9 protein-coding genes are annotated in these 15734 nt (G+C 63.2%); all 9 read right to left on the reverse strand.

What is annotated here, in order from left to right:
* Positions 1-161: 161 nt before the first annotated feature.
* On the reverse strand, positions 162-530 hold the full coding sequence (locus ACO2Q9_RS03615; RefSeq protein WP_423308396.1) for a DUF596 domain-containing protein: 369 nt from the start codon (positions 528-530) through the stop codon (positions 162-164).
* Positions 527-1597 (reverse strand): hypothetical protein, encoded by a 1071-nt coding sequence (locus ACO2Q9_RS03620; protein WP_423308398.1) that lies wholly within the window; start codon positions 1595-1597, stop codon positions 527-529. Before ACO2Q9_RS03620 ends, ACO2Q9_RS03615 begins: the two co-directional genes overlap by 4 nt.
* A gap of 80 nt (positions 1598-1677) precedes the next feature.
* Positions 1678-2949: a hemagglutinin repeat-containing protein gene (locus ACO2Q9_RS03625; protein WP_423308400.1), complete on the reverse strand. Its 1272-nt coding sequence runs from the start codon at positions 2947-2949 to the stop codon at positions 1678-1680.
* A complete protein-coding gene (locus ACO2Q9_RS03630) occupies positions 2904-3515 on the reverse strand; it encodes a hypothetical protein (RefSeq protein ID WP_423308402.1) in 612 nt (203 codons plus the stop codon). Before ACO2Q9_RS03630 ends, ACO2Q9_RS03625 begins: the two co-directional genes overlap by 46 nt.
* 5 nt (positions 3516-3520) lie before the next feature.
* The gene (locus ACO2Q9_RS03635) at positions 3521-10330 is read right to left on the reverse strand and encodes a hemagglutinin repeat-containing protein (RefSeq protein WP_423308404.1); all 6810 of its coding nucleotides are present in this window, start codon (positions 10328-10330) and stop codon (positions 3521-3523) included.
* A gap of 78 nt (positions 10331-10408) precedes the next feature.
* Positions 10409-11026 carry an outer membrane beta-barrel protein gene (locus ACO2Q9_RS03640; protein WP_423308406.1) on the reverse strand — a complete coding sequence of 206 codons (618 nt, stop codon included), beginning with the start codon at positions 11024-11026 and terminating at the stop codon, positions 10409-10411.
* Positions 11027-11092: 66 nt separating this feature from the next.
* On the reverse strand, positions 11093-12610 hold the full coding sequence (locus ACO2Q9_RS03645; protein ID WP_423308408.1) for a ShlB/FhaC/HecB family hemolysin secretion/activation protein: 1518 nt from the start codon (positions 12608-12610) through the stop codon (positions 11093-11095).
* 328 nt (positions 12611-12938) lie between these two features.
* Complete coding sequence (locus tag ACO2Q9_RS03650; RefSeq protein ID WP_423308410.1) at positions 12939-13394, reverse strand: DUF1854 domain-containing protein; 456 nt, start codon at positions 13392-13394, stop codon at positions 12939-12941.
* Entirely contained in the window at positions 13391-15682 is a 2292-nt protein-coding gene (locus ACO2Q9_RS03655) for an ABC transporter ATP-binding protein (RefSeq protein WP_423309908.1), read from the reverse strand. Before ACO2Q9_RS03655 ends, ACO2Q9_RS03650 begins: the two co-directional genes overlap by 4 nt.
* Positions 15683-15734 lie beyond the last annotated feature (52 nt).

Here is a 15734-nt window from a genome sequence, read left to right on the forward strand (position 1 = left end):
TTTCATCTCGAAAGCGGGCTCTTTTGCATTGGGCCGAAGGACATTGAGAGCCGGATTGTTTTTGACATCCACCGTCCACCTCCCCACATTGCTGCTGGAGACACTGCGCACGTTGATCGTCGTGCCGTTCGGGTCGCTCTCGGTAGCTCCAGATTGCTCGCTCAATCGGCAATGACGTAGTTGCCGTCTACATGGCGCCAAGCTACCCCTGCGGGACAATTCTCGTCAAAGAACCACCAGTAGAAATCCTCGTAGCCAGACGCCGCCTCACTAGCTGGCCAAGCCCGACGAAAAGCCTCCACCTGTTCCTCGATGCTGCCCTCAAGGAACACACCGTTCTTGTGCAGCTTGATCCGGCCTTCCCGGAGCAGGCGCTCAAACGCCCAGAGGAACACGTCACGATGTTCCTCGAACGTCGACCAGTGATAGGGAACGTTGGACCAAAGTAAGGCGAGAGAGCCTGAAGTCGAGTCGTCCGCATACTCTTTGAACAAGGCGTCGCTGATAGCCGAATTGAATGTGAAGCTCATTTGAATTTCATCTCGAAAGCGGGCTCTTTTGCATTGGGCCGAAGGACATTGAGAGCCGGATTGTTTTTGACATCCACCGTCCACCTCCCCACATTGCTGCTGGAGACACTGCGCACGTTGATCGTCGTGCCGTCGGCGAGCGTCGCCGACCAGCGCCCTTCCAGTGGAATTCCGTTTCGCATGACCGGTGAGATTGCTGCCCCACCGGCCAACTCCCCCGCATACGCGAACACCTGCCGCTCCAGTTCAGCAGGCGATAGTGCCGTCGTATCGAACACCTTGGTGGTCCCGTTCAGATTGCCTTCCGCTGTCGCCGCGTAGCTCTTGCCACCGATCGTCACGCTGTTCGCACTGCTCTGCCTGTTGAACAACTGCGTCAATTCTCCGACACGCTGTTCCTGCTGCAACAGCAGCTTCTGCTGGTTCACGGCTTTGAGCGTGGCCGTCAGTTCCTGCACAGCCGCCTTCTCTGCGGCGGTGAGCATCCGGCCTGCGCCCTGGCCCAGTCCTTCTGCCACGCTGGTGGGCGTGATGGCGCCGGTGGCAATACCCGCGCCGGTCTCTGCCGAGATCAGGCCGACCTGTACAGCCTTGTCGGGGTTGGTAAGCGCCCAGGTCAGCAGTGCCGGACTGACGCTGGCCAGCGCGATGACGCCCGAGGCCGCACCTGCACCCAGCGTGAGCGTGGTCAGAATCTCGCGGCTTTGCGTGTCCTTGGCATGTGCCGCAGCAATGGCATGCGCATCGGGCAATGCCTTGAGGCCCGCCTGGATGTATATGTCCGCCGTCTGTGGCAGTGAAGTTGCGTACATCAGGGTGTTGGCCTTCTGCGCCGGGGTGGCGAAGAACATGTAGCCCGGACCGCTCGCGCCTTCTGCGGGCAGCATGCCGTGGGCCTGAGACAGGAAGGCGCTGGCCGATGCATCCCACATACCCTCGGCACCGAATTGCACTTGCCGGTAGGCTTGCTGGGCGAGCCGGGCGACCGCTTCGTCCTCGCTGATGCCCTGTTGCTGGGCGTATCGCTTGGCGTTGTCCTTGATCCACTGGGCTTCTGTGGGGTGCAACTGGCGGCTGATGGCGTCAGCCGATAGCGGGGCGGCCGCAGCTCCGGCAGCGCCTCCAGCGCCGGCCGTCAGTCCCCCGATCAGGGTGTGGGCCAGCTGGAACGCCAGTTGGTGCTGTGCTTCAGGTAGTTGTTGACCGTGGCATTGAAGGCACTGGCCGCCCCTGCTCCATTGCCAACGGCTGCACCAACCAGTGCCCCCGCGCCTGCAATCAGCGTTGCGCGCAACTCGTCCGGGATATCCAGTGTTGCGATCTGGGTTGCAACTGCATCAATGGTCAACTGACTTGCAAATGCACCCGTAGCACCTTCGATTCCACCAGCCAGACCACCCACAAGCGCGTGCAAACCGACGCGGTAGATACCACCTTCAGCCCATTTGGCTGCTTCCTCGGGATCGACATCCTTGAGTTCGTTGAACTTCCTGGTCGCATAGTCCCCAATGGCCCTGGTGGCCTGCTTGCCGAACTCCATGGTGATGGCGACCTGGGCGTCGATCTCCTTCTGAACCTTGTCCTTCTCGAAGATCGGATCGATGCCGCTCCGGGCGTCTCCCGTCCGAACGCTCGTGTCTCCTGCAACACCCGAGATACCCGCCGTCGTCACGCTGCTGGCATTGCCGCTGTCTTCTCCGACACCCGCGCCCAGGCCGCTGACTCCGTAGTTCCCGTTGGACAGCTGCCCGACCCCGCCACTGATGCCAACCGCGTTGCCTTCGTAGCTGGCCGTGTTCTGGATGTCCGTCGCCGTGAGCGTGCCGCCGGTCGTGAAGCTGTTGCTGCTTTGGTCCACCGCCTGCTGCGTGCTGGCAATCACGCCGCCGTTGAGCGTCGTGTTGCCAGCCACACTCACCTGGAAGCCGCCGTCCCCCGCCTCGATGCCGCTTCGCTCGTTGACGCTGGCGTAGTCGCTGTCGATGCGGCTGTGACCAGCACTGAGGCTGGCGCCCGTGGGCACACCTGCGGGGCTGAAGGTGATGCTGCCTCCGCTGTTGCTGCTCCTGCTTTGGTAGGTGCTGGTGTCCTGCAGGCTTTCGATGCTGAGGTTGCCGCCCACGTTCGCCTGCGCCTGGTTGGCGCTGACGACAGCGCCGCTGAGCGTAGTGTCAGCACCACTCTGGATGACGATGGTGTTGCCGGCACTGACGTGGGTGTTGTCATACCAGGTGTCATTGCCCGCTTCACCGCCTCGGCCCCGGCTGGCAGCCACCGTCACGCCGTTCTGGGCGCCGAAGCTCACGCCCACACTGGCCGAGCTGGAACTGCTGCTGCCCGAGAGGTTGGCGTTGTTCTGAGCGGCCTGCAGGTTCACGTCGCCTTCGGTGGGTAGTCCGGTGGCAGGGGTAATCCCCACGGTTTCCATTGATACCAATGGTCGGGATTGCTACGTCGCCTGAACTCGTTGATGAAATCAGGCGGACCTACCAACGTGGTGTGGCCCTCACCTTCCCCTAGTTGAATAAGCCCAAACTGCAACGGCCAGGTGAAACAGAACAAAACTTCCCAGCCAAGCCAGAGCAAATCTAGCGGCTTAAGAATGTCACTCCAACCCGAGCGTGTCCAAAATCCTAAGCGAAGACATGCCAAGTCTTCTTTGGTGGGGTCAACTAGACGAGCCCCTAAGAACGAGTTGCTTGCTGACTTTCTAAGGTCCCGTCGTGAACTCGCCAGAACCTGACGAATCCCTCGCTCAGACAACATAGATGCCAGCAGAAGTTCGTCATCATCTTCCATCTGTCCATCAGTTTCTGCGTCAATGCCCGTCCATCCCAGCTTAGAAATTTCTTCAGCCTTGAATGTGAAGTCTGACTCGAATAGAGCTAGCAACTGTGCTGGGACTTGCTCGCCGAGATTCAGCCGTTCAATACATGAAGGAATGCGCCCCGCAACAGCCTCCGCAGAGCGAGGAGGAAATTCCAAGCAAATCATGGCTTTGTCCCAAAACGAATTTCACGCACCTTTCGCTCACCCCTTAAACGATTCCTATCGATTACCTCAATGGTGGGTCGACCGTCTTGGCTCGGCCGTACCGTCACAGTAGTTCCGTCTGGCAACGTACCTGATTGGCCCCAATTGCCATAGTCAGAATCGATAGAGTGCACTCCAGATAGCGGCAGCGAGTGGAATACTTGCTCGGCATCTGCCTGCGTTCCCTGTGGATACTCAGATATTTGTGTGGTCCCTGGTCTGGTCACAGTCGGCATTCCCCCCATAGCCCCAGTCAGTGCGTCTTCGATCGCCGACCTGTCGCCCGGCGGCACCGCCATCATGATGCCCGGCCCTTGCTGGACAGGCGTCGGACTTATCGTCGTATTGTTTCCTTCGGGTGCCTCGCCGATCTGGTTACCTCCGGTGTGATTCGGGGAATCGCTTCCCGGCGGAGTTGCTGGTGAAGGTGTGAGGGTTATACCTCCCGGACCGGGATCGGGCGTTCCCAGAGGCCCGTTGGCAACAGGCTGCGTGCCTGCACCGAACCCCGGAATCTGTGCCAAGTCCTCGGGCGTGAGCACGCTGGCCACCTTGGCCACCATCGCCGCGCCGCCCAGTTTCAATGTATTGAGACACGCGGGTGACATCAGGCACATCCGCGCAGCCGCAACCCCACCGGCCACCACCGCCTCGACCAGCAGCGGGATCGCCATGACGGCATTGTTCGATGCTTCATTGAATCCAGCCGCCGCGCCTGCTGTGCCGCCTACTGATGCCCCAAGACCCACGGCACTCAATTGAGTGAGCGCTTGCGCGGCTGGGGCGGGGATGCCTTGATCGATCAGGAACGCCTGGACATGAGGTGCTGCCGTGCTGCTCAGTCCCGCCGCAGCCGCGCCACCCAATCCGCCAGAGAGACCGCCAACAACGGCGTGCCCACCTGCACGACACGCACCATCAGGAGCCCAGCACTTCCTTTCTTCTTCGGTTGTTGCTTCGGCGAACCTTCTGTTCGCGTATGTTCCCCATGCACTGCTCGCCTGCCTCCCGAACTCCGCTGTGATCGTGACCTGGGCGTCGATCTCCTTCTGAACCTTGTCTTTGTCGAAGATCGGATCGATGCCGCTCTTTGCGTCTCCCGTCCGAACGCTCGTGTCTCCTGCAACACCCGAGATACCCGCCGTCGTCACGCTGCTGGCATTGCCACTGTCTTCTCCGACACCCGCTCCAAACCCGTTCAGTCCGTAGCTTCCGTTGGCCTGCTGTCCGACACCTCCGCTCACGCTTGCTGCGTTGCCTTCGTAGCTGGCCGTGTTCTGGATGTCATTCGTTGTGAGCGATCCACCCGTCGTGAAGCTGTTGTTGCCTTGGTCCACCGCCTGCTGCGTGCTGGCAATCACGCCGCCAGTCAGGGCGGTGTTGTTTGCCACGCTGATCTGGAACCCCCCATCCCCCGCCTCGATGCCGCTGCGCTCGTTGACGCTGGCGTAGGCGCTGTCGATGTTGCTGCGGCCTGCGCTGAGGCTGGCCCCCGTGGGCACACCTGCGGGGCTGAAGGTGATGCTGCCTCCGCTGTTGCTGCTCCTGCTTTGGTAGGTGCTGGTGTCCTGCAGGCTTTGGATGCTGAGGTTGCCGCCCACGTTCGCCTGCACCTGGTTTGCGCTGACGAGCGCGCCGCTCAAGGTGGTATCCGCACCGCTTTCGATGACGACCGTATTGCCGGCACTGACGTGGGTGTTGTCGTACCAGGTGTCGTTGCCTGCCTCATTGCCTCGGCCACGGCTTGCAGCCACCGTGACGCCGTTCTGGGCGCCGAAGCTCACGCCCACACTGGCCGAGCTGGAACTGCTGCTGCCCGAGAGGTTGGCGTTGTTCTGAGCGGCCTGCAGGTCCACGTCACCTTCCGCACTGAGCATGGCGTTGTGGCCTGCCGTGATGTCGCTGCCCTGCACGAGGATGTCGCTGCCTGCGCCCGCGCCTCTGGCAGTGATGCTGACGTTGCCACCCGCCGCCACGTTGCTGCCTCTGGCGGTGTTGCTGGTCTGGGTGGTCGTGCTCTGGCTGCGGCTTGAACCCACACTGAAGGTCACGGAACCTGCATCATCGAAGTCCCCGCTGGCCAGCGCATTGGCCGCCCCGGTGATCTCGCTGGCGTTGTTGTACAGGTTCAGCGCCGCCGCACCGCCGGCCAGCGCCTGCATCCGGCTGCTTCCCGTGTTGCCGGCTGCCTGCGCCATCGAATCCACGGTTTGCGCCGCACTGAGGATGGGGCTTCCCACAGAGACGCTCACGCCACTCTGCTTGAACTTCTGCACGGTGGTCGTGGTGCTCGTCTCCCTTGCCTCGGTGATGGCGACGTTGCGCGCTGCAATGTTGATGTCGCCTCCTGGCGAGAGCACATCACTGCCCGTCTGCGTGTAGTTCTGCCCGGCGATCAGGTTGACGTTTCCGGTGATCGCACCGACGGTCGAAGCTGCTGCATACGTGCCGCTGCCTTGCTGGTCCGTGCTCTGCATGCGGCTGCCCAGGGTGATGCTGTTGCCACTGGCGAACACGCCACTCTGGCTGGTGCGGCTGAAGCTGCTGCTGGTGGTGCTGTCAGTGGCCGCTTCGATGCTGAGGTTCTCGCCAGCCACGACGGTGGTGCCTTGGTCGCTCACCACGTTGGAACCACGGATGGTGGTATCGCCGCCCGACACCATGGTGACCGTGCTGCCACCGAACTCGCTGGCCACCGACGTATCGCCGGTCCCCTGATTGCGCATTTCCGTTGTCCAGGACGAGAGACCGCTGGATTCATTGGCGTACCGCGCATCGTCACTGCGGCTGGTGGCACGACCTTCGGTGATGCGGATATCCCGCTCAGCGCTGACCACGAGGTCTTCTTTGGCATCGACCTGAGCGGCCCGTGCATTGACGTCCCGCCCGGCGTCCAGGTAGACGCTGCCCCCCGCCACGATCTGGCTGCCCACTTCGCGCGTGCTGCTTTCGCGGATGTAGTTCCGATCGTCGGCCGTCAGGTCCTGGCTCGTCGCCGTGGTCACGGTGCCCAGGTTGATGTCACGGCCTGCCATCACGGCCATGTCACCATTGCTCGCGAGCACCCCGCCAATGACGTTCACGTCCTGCCCGGCGCTGGCAATGAGCACCCCTGCCGGGTCGCTCACGTACAGGCCCGCCACCCGGTCCACCTGCGTGAGGCTGCTGGACGAACGCCCGGCGCTTGCTGCTGCAGTGCTGGTGGTGCTCTGCACGTTGAGGTTGCGTCCGGCGTACACGTCCAGATAGCTCCCAGCCTGCACAGCGCCGCCGATGTTGTTCACATCCTGCGCGGCGGTGATGACGACCGCTTCCCCCTGGATATGCCCGCCCAGGTTGTTGACGTTGTTCGCGCTGAGGTTGACCACCCGGCGACCCGCCACCGTGCCCTGGTTCGTCAGGTCGCCCGACAGCTCGATGTTCACGTTGCGGCCGGCGAGCAACGCACCGCTTGCCGTCAGATCGCCCTCTTTGGCACGCACGTACACGCGCGGCACCAGCGCCGTGGTCCTGGTGCCATCGGGCAGTGTCACATCTTCGGCCACCAGCCACACGATGTCGCTGGTGAGCTGCGCCATCTGCTGGGCCGTCAGCGCCACGCCGGGGATGAGGTTCCACGCCTTCGCGTAGGTCACGCCCGCCTCCATCAGGGCGCGGTACTGCGCTTCATCGCTGGCGTAACCGTCCAGGAACCGCTGGCCCGTGAGCTGGCCAACCTGCTCGCGGATCAATCGTTGCTCGTAGAACCCGTCACCCAGGCGCTTGTGCAAGGTGACAGGGTCGTAGCTCAGCGCAGCGAGCAGGTAGTCGCTTGCGAGCCACTGGCGGTAGTCGGCGAATCGCGGATCGGTCTCGATCAGGTAGCCGGACGACGAATCGCCCGCCTGACGGTACAGGCTGGGTAGCCCCTGCGGGGCCCCGGGAATCGCGGTGCCGGGCGTTGGGACGCTTGTGCGGACTTGGACACTCGTGGTGCCCGTGGCGTTCGTCTGCGTCAGCACCTGTGACGTGTCCAGTCGCGTGGTGACGTGTTCACGCACTCCGACATACGAACCCCAGCCGTAGTACCCTTCACGTGGCCCGTACGGGTCATAGGAGACCGTGTCGCGGCGCAACGTGCCGAAGTCGGTGACTGTGCGCTCACCCGGCGTCTCGGTGTTCGTGAGGGTGCTGCCGGAGATGTCCAGGGTGCCCCCGGCAATGATCTGGCTGTTGTCGTTGAGGACCAAGCCGCCCGCAAGCCGCATATGGCCACCGCTCAGGATGCGCCCTGCCACGCCGGGGTTGTCCACACCGGTCTGCACCGTCTGCCGGCTGCTGATCCAGACGTGATCGAAGTCCCGGTAGGCCCGGTTCATCAGGTCGGCGTTGTAGTCCTTCAGGCGCGCAACCAGTTGCTCGTGTTGGCCGGCCGGCACACCGAACAAGGTCCACACCGGATCCGTGGCGGCGTATTCGTAGGGCTTGTAGACCGGATACAGCATCGTTCCCGCTTCGAGCTCCACCTCCTGATACCCCGCAATCTGCGTGAGTTGGTAGGGCACGCGCGAGTACCCCGCCTCGAACGGATACCGGCTGCTGGGCGCCACGTACTCCAGACGCCAGTGATCGATCCCCGCGTCGTAGCGGTCACTCGCGCACTTGAAGCAGTTGCCCAGCTCCCCAGGCAAGTACAACGTGCCGCCCAGCCGGATGTAGTGCTCGGCCACAGACTCGTTGCTCGTGTCCACGCGCGTGCTGAAGCCCTCGTTGAGGTTGTTCAGCTGCAAGGCTGCGATGCTCACGCTCCCCAGCGCCTCGATGGTGGAGGCGCGGTTGGTGACAGTCGTGGCGGCCCCCGTGGCATATCCCTGATCGTTCAGAGTGCCACCGATGGCGATGTCTCCCGCGCTGAAGAGCAGCGAACCGCCCGCGTTCAGCAGGTCCTGCGCACCGATATCGAGCCTGTCGCGTGCGGCCATCGTCGCCGTGCTGCTCACGCCAGCCACGGTCTCGGCAACGTTGCTCACCTGCTGCGCCTCGATCATGAGGTGGTCGCCGTAGATGCGCCCCGTGCCGGAGTTGATGAGCGTGGCTGCATCCACATGCACCGTGCCACCGTCGATCAAACCGCGATTGATGGCGTCGCCGGCCATCTGCAGGCTTGCGTTGCCGCCGACGATCTCTCCGGTGAGGGTGTTGTCCAGCGCCTTCGCCGCAATGACCAGATTTCCACCAGCGAGCACCGCCCCCTGGTTGGTCAATCCGCCATCGATCCGCAGGTTCAAATCCCCGCCAGAGCGGATCTCCTGCCGGTTGACCAGCCCGCTTGCGATCCCCAGCTCGAGCTGCTCCCCCGCAGCAATCCGGCCCTCGCCCGCGGGATCTGCCGCCGCCACCAGACCAGCCGCCTGGATTTGAGCGATTTTTTCTGCCGCGATGCTGCCCGCCGTGTTGCCAATCCCGCCAGCCACCTGCAGGCGCATCGAAGCCTGCGTCTCGATCGCGCCCGATGTGTTGTCGATGGCGGATGCGCTTGCATCAATATCACCACGCGCCTGGATGACACCCAGCCGGTTGTCCACACCTCCCGCATCGATCGTGAGCGCCCTCTCACTCCACAGCTGGCCCGACGCGTTGTTCAGCGCAGCGCCACGGCTGTCGATGCTCAACCCCTGCTCCAGCGAGGCCATGACCCCGCCAGCGTTGTCGATGCCTGTGGCCTGCACAGAAACATGGCCCTGCGCCTGGATGGTGTTGCGGTTGACGAGCTGCCCGTCGTTCAGCAGCACCAGATCGCCCATGCTCCCGATCTGCCCCGCGTTGTTCACCCCCAGCCCCGCTTCCGTGCCGATCAGGAAGATCTTGCCCGCGTACATGCCGCCCAGCGCGGCCACGTCCAGCGCGAACGCCGGCTTCTCTCCTGTGGCGGCGATGGGCGTTGCTTGTGGGGCACCAGAGGTAGAGGCAGCGCCTGCCTTGACTTCATTGGCGCCTGTGACGACTTTGAGTTCCTTCGCCCAGATTGACGCGTTCACCTGCATCGCCCTCGCAAGGATCGCCGTGTAGTCCGCATCCCGCGTGTCCAGACCCAGACCTTCCACGTTCACCCGCCCGCCTGTGACCCGGAACGATTCGAGGTTCCCGGCGTTCATCACGGGCGTACCCGTCGCGAGCGTCACGCCAGAAGCATTGATGAACCCCGCCCCGTCCACCTGGATGCCCGCCGGATTGGCCACGATCACTTCGGCTCTTGCCCCACCGACTTCCACCCAGCCCTTGAGCTGGCTTGGGTTGCTCGAGTTGATTTCGTTCAGGATCACCCGGGCGGAGCCTGTCGCCAACGAGGGATTTGCAGCGATCCACCCGCCTAGTTTGGTTGACGTATTGGTCCTGCTGTTGTTCAGGATCACGCCCTGGCGGTTCACGTCGAATTGCCGATACGTGTTGCGGGAGACACCTGCCGCAGACGGCGTTTGTATGTTGACGACGGGAACACCATTGGAGGCGGCAAGAACAATCGGGCGCTGGTTGCCCGGAGCACTGGGGTCCGCAATGATCTGCGCCTGGGCCGAAGCGATGAACAACGGATTGAACGCAAGCAAGACAGCACCCGCTATGCCACTCAATGCGATGCAACCCGCCAGCAATGCACTGCGAATGCCTCCGGAAGTTGGCTCGACCGTCTCGCCGCTTCCTGCACCGCCGGCCGTCTTCGCTACTTCCGACACCACCATCCGCTCGCCTCGCGCGGCGCTGAAGATCACACGGTGAATGTTCCGATTCATTCAAAACTCCCTGATTTGATTTGAGACTTGCTGCGTAGGACTTCTTGCGGGGCGACATGGCCGCCCCGCAGCGATTCATCAGAACCGGTAGTTCAGGCCAATGGAGAACATGTCCGAGCGGAATTTCACTTTCTGGTCCCCGTCCTTGAGGAAGGTCGGTACGCCCATGTACTCGTACTCGGCACGGACGGCCAGATTCCGGTTGATGGCGTACTCGCCACCGATCCCCAGCAGGGGAGCAGCCTTGTTGGTTTTGAGCGAACCGCTGCTCCAGCCGTCAGTTGCGAAGCCACTGAGGTTCTGGCTGGCGATGCCGACCTTGCCGAACACCGCGAACTCGGGAGTGAGCGGCAGGATGCCCAGCGCACTGATGGCGATACCCTTGACGCGCAACGTTCCGTAGCGGGTTTCGCTTTCGGTGTAGCTGTACTTCTTCAGGTCGTGATACTGGAGTTCAGCTGCGAAGTTCTCGTTGAACTTGTAGCCGCCGTAAATCTTGAAGCCCGTGCCACTGGTGTCTTCAGTGCCGGTCATTTCGACATCAATGTTGTCGGTGCGAAGCTTGTTGCCAGCCTTGCCGATGCTGCCACCGGCATACCAGCCGATATCGGTGGCCGGCTTCGTCTGCGCGAATGCAGAAGTGGCGCCCAAGGACAGGACAGTGATCAGGGCAAGGGTCGAATATTTGAAGTTCATGTTGAAGAAAAGGGAAAAAATTGGAAAACAATCCGGGCACGAGCCGATCTGCGTGGCGACACCTCTCTAGAAGCCATAAGTGATTTGGAAGCCGCCCACGACGTGAGCGGCGCGGAAGTACTCCGGCCTGCTAATGGGTCCACCGATGAAGAAGTCGTATCCGAAGCCCGCGGCGCTACCGCGAAGACCGATGACCGCGCCAGCGAGGGACTGCCCCGCCAGCCATTGCGCGGATGGCCCTCGGACGCGGCCGTAGTCGACGCCGAGGTAGAACTCGTGCTGCCCGCCCAGAACGACGGCCAGGTCATTCCGCAACAACCAGCCACGCTCGGCGGACAAGGTGCTTTCACCGTCGAAGCCACGCACCGTGTAGCGGCCTGCGATCGCGAAACGGTCTTGCGGTGACAACGGCGTGCGATTCCATTGCGCGCGCCAGTTGCCGACATAGCGCATGCGCAATCCGAAAATCGGGAACGGCACACTGGCCGTTGCATCGGCTGTGGTCAGCGCCAGGCGCGACGTGCCCTCGCCGAACAGCTCCTCCGGTGCGGGCGTCGAATGGAAAGCGCCAGTGCCCCGCCTGTGCGCCAACGAAAAGTCCAGCACGGCGTCGTCCACGTATTCGCGGTGAGCGACACCTGCTTCCCAGCCGCCAACCGATCGGCGCTGCACCTCGATCTCGGTGTCGTCGATGAAATTGCTGACACGCCGCTGCCAGCCCTTCAGGCTGACCGTCGTCTTGCGAAAGGCGTCGCGCCAAATGACACGAGACAGCCTGAGCTCGGCACTGTCGCTGCGACCGCTGTAGGTGTAGTCCTCAAACGGGCCGGCCACGCTCTGGTGATAGCGATAGGTGCTGGCAGTCGCGCTGGCCAGCCATGCACCCCAAGGTGCGGAGTAATGGACTGTCCGTCCACGCGTCCCGCGCTCGCCTCCGTCACCACCGCCCAGATCGTGGTTCCATGTGATGTAGAAAAGGTCGTTGAGCGTCCACCAATTGTCATAGCTGAGGGTGATGCCGCCCTGGTATTTGCCGGTGGATTTCGTGCCGCTGTCGTCGGCGGTGAGGGTCACCCGGAACGGAAAGGGTTGTGAGTACGAGACGACAAGGTCGCTGTCGCCGGGCTGGCCGTGTGGCGAGGGCTCGACCTGGATGTCCGCCTCGGCAGTCGGCGCCCGCTTGAGGTTGTCGAGGCCCTGTTCGATGTCCCGCAGGTTGAGCAGGTCGCCCGGCTCGAGGGGCAAGGCGCTTCGCAACCCGGCGCGTCGGCTCGCTTCATCTTTGAGCCGCACTGAATGAATGCGGCCGGGCAGCAGCGTCAACGACAAGTGCCCTCCGCGCAGATCCTGCGGTGCGAGCAGGACTCGCGTGGTCATCCAGCCGCGACGGAGGATCGCTTGCTGCACACGCGTTGCGACCACGTCGACGCCTTGGGCACCAAGGCAACGCCCGATGGCGGCGTCGTCACCCTCGATGACCTCCTTCAACGCCCATCGGAATTCGTCGGCCCGATCCCCTGTCAGCGAGATACTGTTGATCTCGAAGCACGGCGTTTCACCGGCAGGCCATGTTCGACGCTCCATGTCTGGCATTGCAGGCCGTACATCAGGGCGCTGCTCGATCAATTCGCGCCGTGCCCGCTCACGTTCCTGCGCACGACGCAGTTCGGCTGCAGGATCGGTTTGCGCAAGCGATTGCGCCGCGAAGGTTCCGGCCAGCGCGGTTGTGATGGCGACACGGCATGCGCGCGCCAGATATGTGGGGTTCAAAGTTCCTCTCCCGATGAAGAGGAACTAAGTTAGAAGGAGATCGATACTTCCGCGCTGCGACAGCGCCGAATTAACAAGACTTGACGATCTTGTTAAGGATGGTTGACAAAGCGTTGTGCCATACCAACCGAAGACTTGAGCGCTACAAAAACCGTTCGATCAACTTCCGCGAAGCACGATCCAGGGCTGTCAGGTCACTGATGCGGAAATGCACGCCGCTGGCCGATGCGATGAGCAGTGTGCGTCGCGTGAGGCGGCGGATGTCCTCCTCGCCTTCGAGCGTGAATTGCGTGTCGCCGCGGTCGGTCTCCACCTGCCAGACGCTGGGCGTGGCGAAGGTGGAGACGCTTTGGAGGCGGCGGATTTCGGGCACGAACTCGCGCAACGCGAGTTCTTCCGCCACGAGCGAACGTGCGGGTTCCACCAGCGCATCGAGCTGGTCGATCCATCCGACCTCGCGGCCTTCGACGTTCACGATGGAGATGCCGTTGTCCGGTGCTGCGATGGGGAACGCGCGGACCGGCGTGACGCCCACATGGCGCGTGCCGTCGCCCAGCGTCAGTTCCAGCCGGCCGGATGGATTGCGGACGATATTCATGGGGTGCCCGTGCGGTGTGCGGTGTGGACGGCCTGGGACGTTGCGATGGCGACGGTGCCGGACGTCTGCGATGTGCTGTCTTCCTCGTCGGTGTCCACCTGCCGCGCCTGCGCTTCATACAGGCGCCAGTACGCGCCCTGCTTGGCCATCAGCTCGTCGTGCGGACCGACTTCGACGACTTCACCACGGTCCATGACGACGAGGCGATCGGCTCTACGCAGCGTCGACAGCCTGTGCGCGATGGCAATGGTCGTACGGCCCTGCACGAGGTTGTCCAGCGCCTTCTGGATTTCCTTTTCGGTCTCGGTGTCCACGCTGGACGTCGCCTCATCGAGGATGAGGATGCGTGGGTCGATGAGCAGCGCACGCGCAATGCTGATGCGCTGGCGCTCGCCGCCCGACAAGCCCTGTCCGCGTTCGCCCACCAGCGAGTCGTAGCCGTGCGGCAACCTCAGGATGAATTCGTGTGCATGCGCCGCACGCGCCGCAGCGATGATTTCCTCGCGTGTGGCGTCCGGCTTGCCGTAGGCGATGTTCTCGGCAATCGTGCCGAAGAAGAGGAAGGGCTCCTGCAACACCAGCCCGATGTGCCGCCGGTAGTCCGCCACGCGGAAGCGCCGGATGTCGGAGCCATCCACGACGATCGCTCCGTCCGTCACGTCATAGAAGCGGCAGATCAGGTTGACCAGCGTGCTCTTGCCCGAGCCGCTGTGGCCGACCAGGCCGATCATTTCTCCGGGGCGGATTTCCAGGTCGAGCCCGCGGATGACCGAGCGGTTGCCGTAGCGGAAGCCGATGTTGCGCATCTCGATGCGCCCTTGCGGCGCGTCGATGGCGACCGGTTGCGCAGGCTCCGGCACGTCCGACACGTGGTCGAGGATGTCGAAGATGCGCTTGGCGCCCGCCGCCGCCTTCTGCGTGACGGAAACGATGCGGCTCATCGCGTCGAGCCGCGTGTAGAAGCGGCCGATATAGGCAATGAATGCAGTCAGCACGCCCACGGTGATCTGGTTGCGCGACACCAGCCAGATGCCGAAGGCCCACACCACGAGCAGGCCGATCTCGGTCAGCAGCGTCACGGTCGGAGAAAACAGCGACCACACCTTGTTGATGCGGTCGTTCACGGCGAGGTTGTGCTCGTTCGCTTCCCTGAAACGCTGCGCCTCCCGCCTTTCCTGGGCGAACGCCTTCACCACGCGGATGCCCGGAATGGTGTCGGCCAGCACGTTGGTGACCTCACCCCAGACGCGGTCGACCTTCTCGAAACCGGTGCGCAGGCGGTCACGCACGAGATGGATCATCCAGGCGATGAAAGGCAGCGGCAGCAAGGTCACGAGCGCAAGCCACGGGTTGATGGAGAACAGGATGGCCGCCGTCATGAGGATCATCAGCACATCGGTCGCGAAATCGAGCGCATGCAATGACAGGAAGACGCAGATCCGGTCGGTCTCGGAACCGATGCGCGACATCAGGTCGCCGGTTCGTTTACCACCAAAGTAGTCGAGCGACAGGCCGAGCAGGTGATCGAATGTTGCAGTGCGCAAATCGGCGCCGATGCGCTCGGACACGACGGCGAGCAGCCAGGTCTTGGCCCAGCCGAGAGCCCAGGCTGCCACCGACGACGCCAGCAGTCCGCCCAGCAGCCAGCCCACCAGCGATGCGCTGATCGCCTGCCCGTTCTGGTAGGGGATGAGCACGTCGTCCATCAGCGGGATCGTCAGGTACGGCGGCACCATGCTGGCGGCGGTGGACGCCAGTGTCAGCGCGAGCCCGGCGCCGAGCTCTTTCTTGTAGGGTCGCGCGAAACGCCACAGGCGCAGCAGCACCCAGGTCGAGGGCGGCGGCTCGGTCGCTTCGGTGTCGATGTCTTCCTGACCCTCGTCGACGGCGGGTTCGGGCAGGCTGGCCGCCGACTGGCCGCCGGCCAACCGGGCGACCTGTTGCTCCAGCAGCCGGGCCAGCTTGAGGGCCTGCGGCTGCTGGTCGAGCGTGAAACGCCAGACAGCCAGACGGCCCCGGGCATCGTGCAATTCCAGGCTGCCGACCCCGGCGTGGTCGAAGCTACGGATTGCCAGGCCGGGGACGAGCGGCCACACCTGTTCGACGGCCCCCCGGAAAACCAGCCGGGAGGGTGTCAGGACGAGCTGCTGGCTGGCAAACCGGAGCTGGTTGTCCAAGTCAACCAATACCGCAACCAAGACGTTTTCACCTGTTGCCATTTGTAAATGCAGGCCGGTCTGCGCCCCAGGGGACGCGCTGGAACCAGCCGCAGAAAGAAGGTTTCCCATGTTTTCGTTCACCGCATGGCCACCCGGGTGTGGCAACCGACGCGAACCGGTG

Source organism: Variovorax sp. VNK109, assembly GCF_049445855.1.
Taxonomy (GTDB): domain Bacteria; phylum Pseudomonadota; class Gammaproteobacteria; order Burkholderiales; family Burkholderiaceae_C; genus JAGOCV01.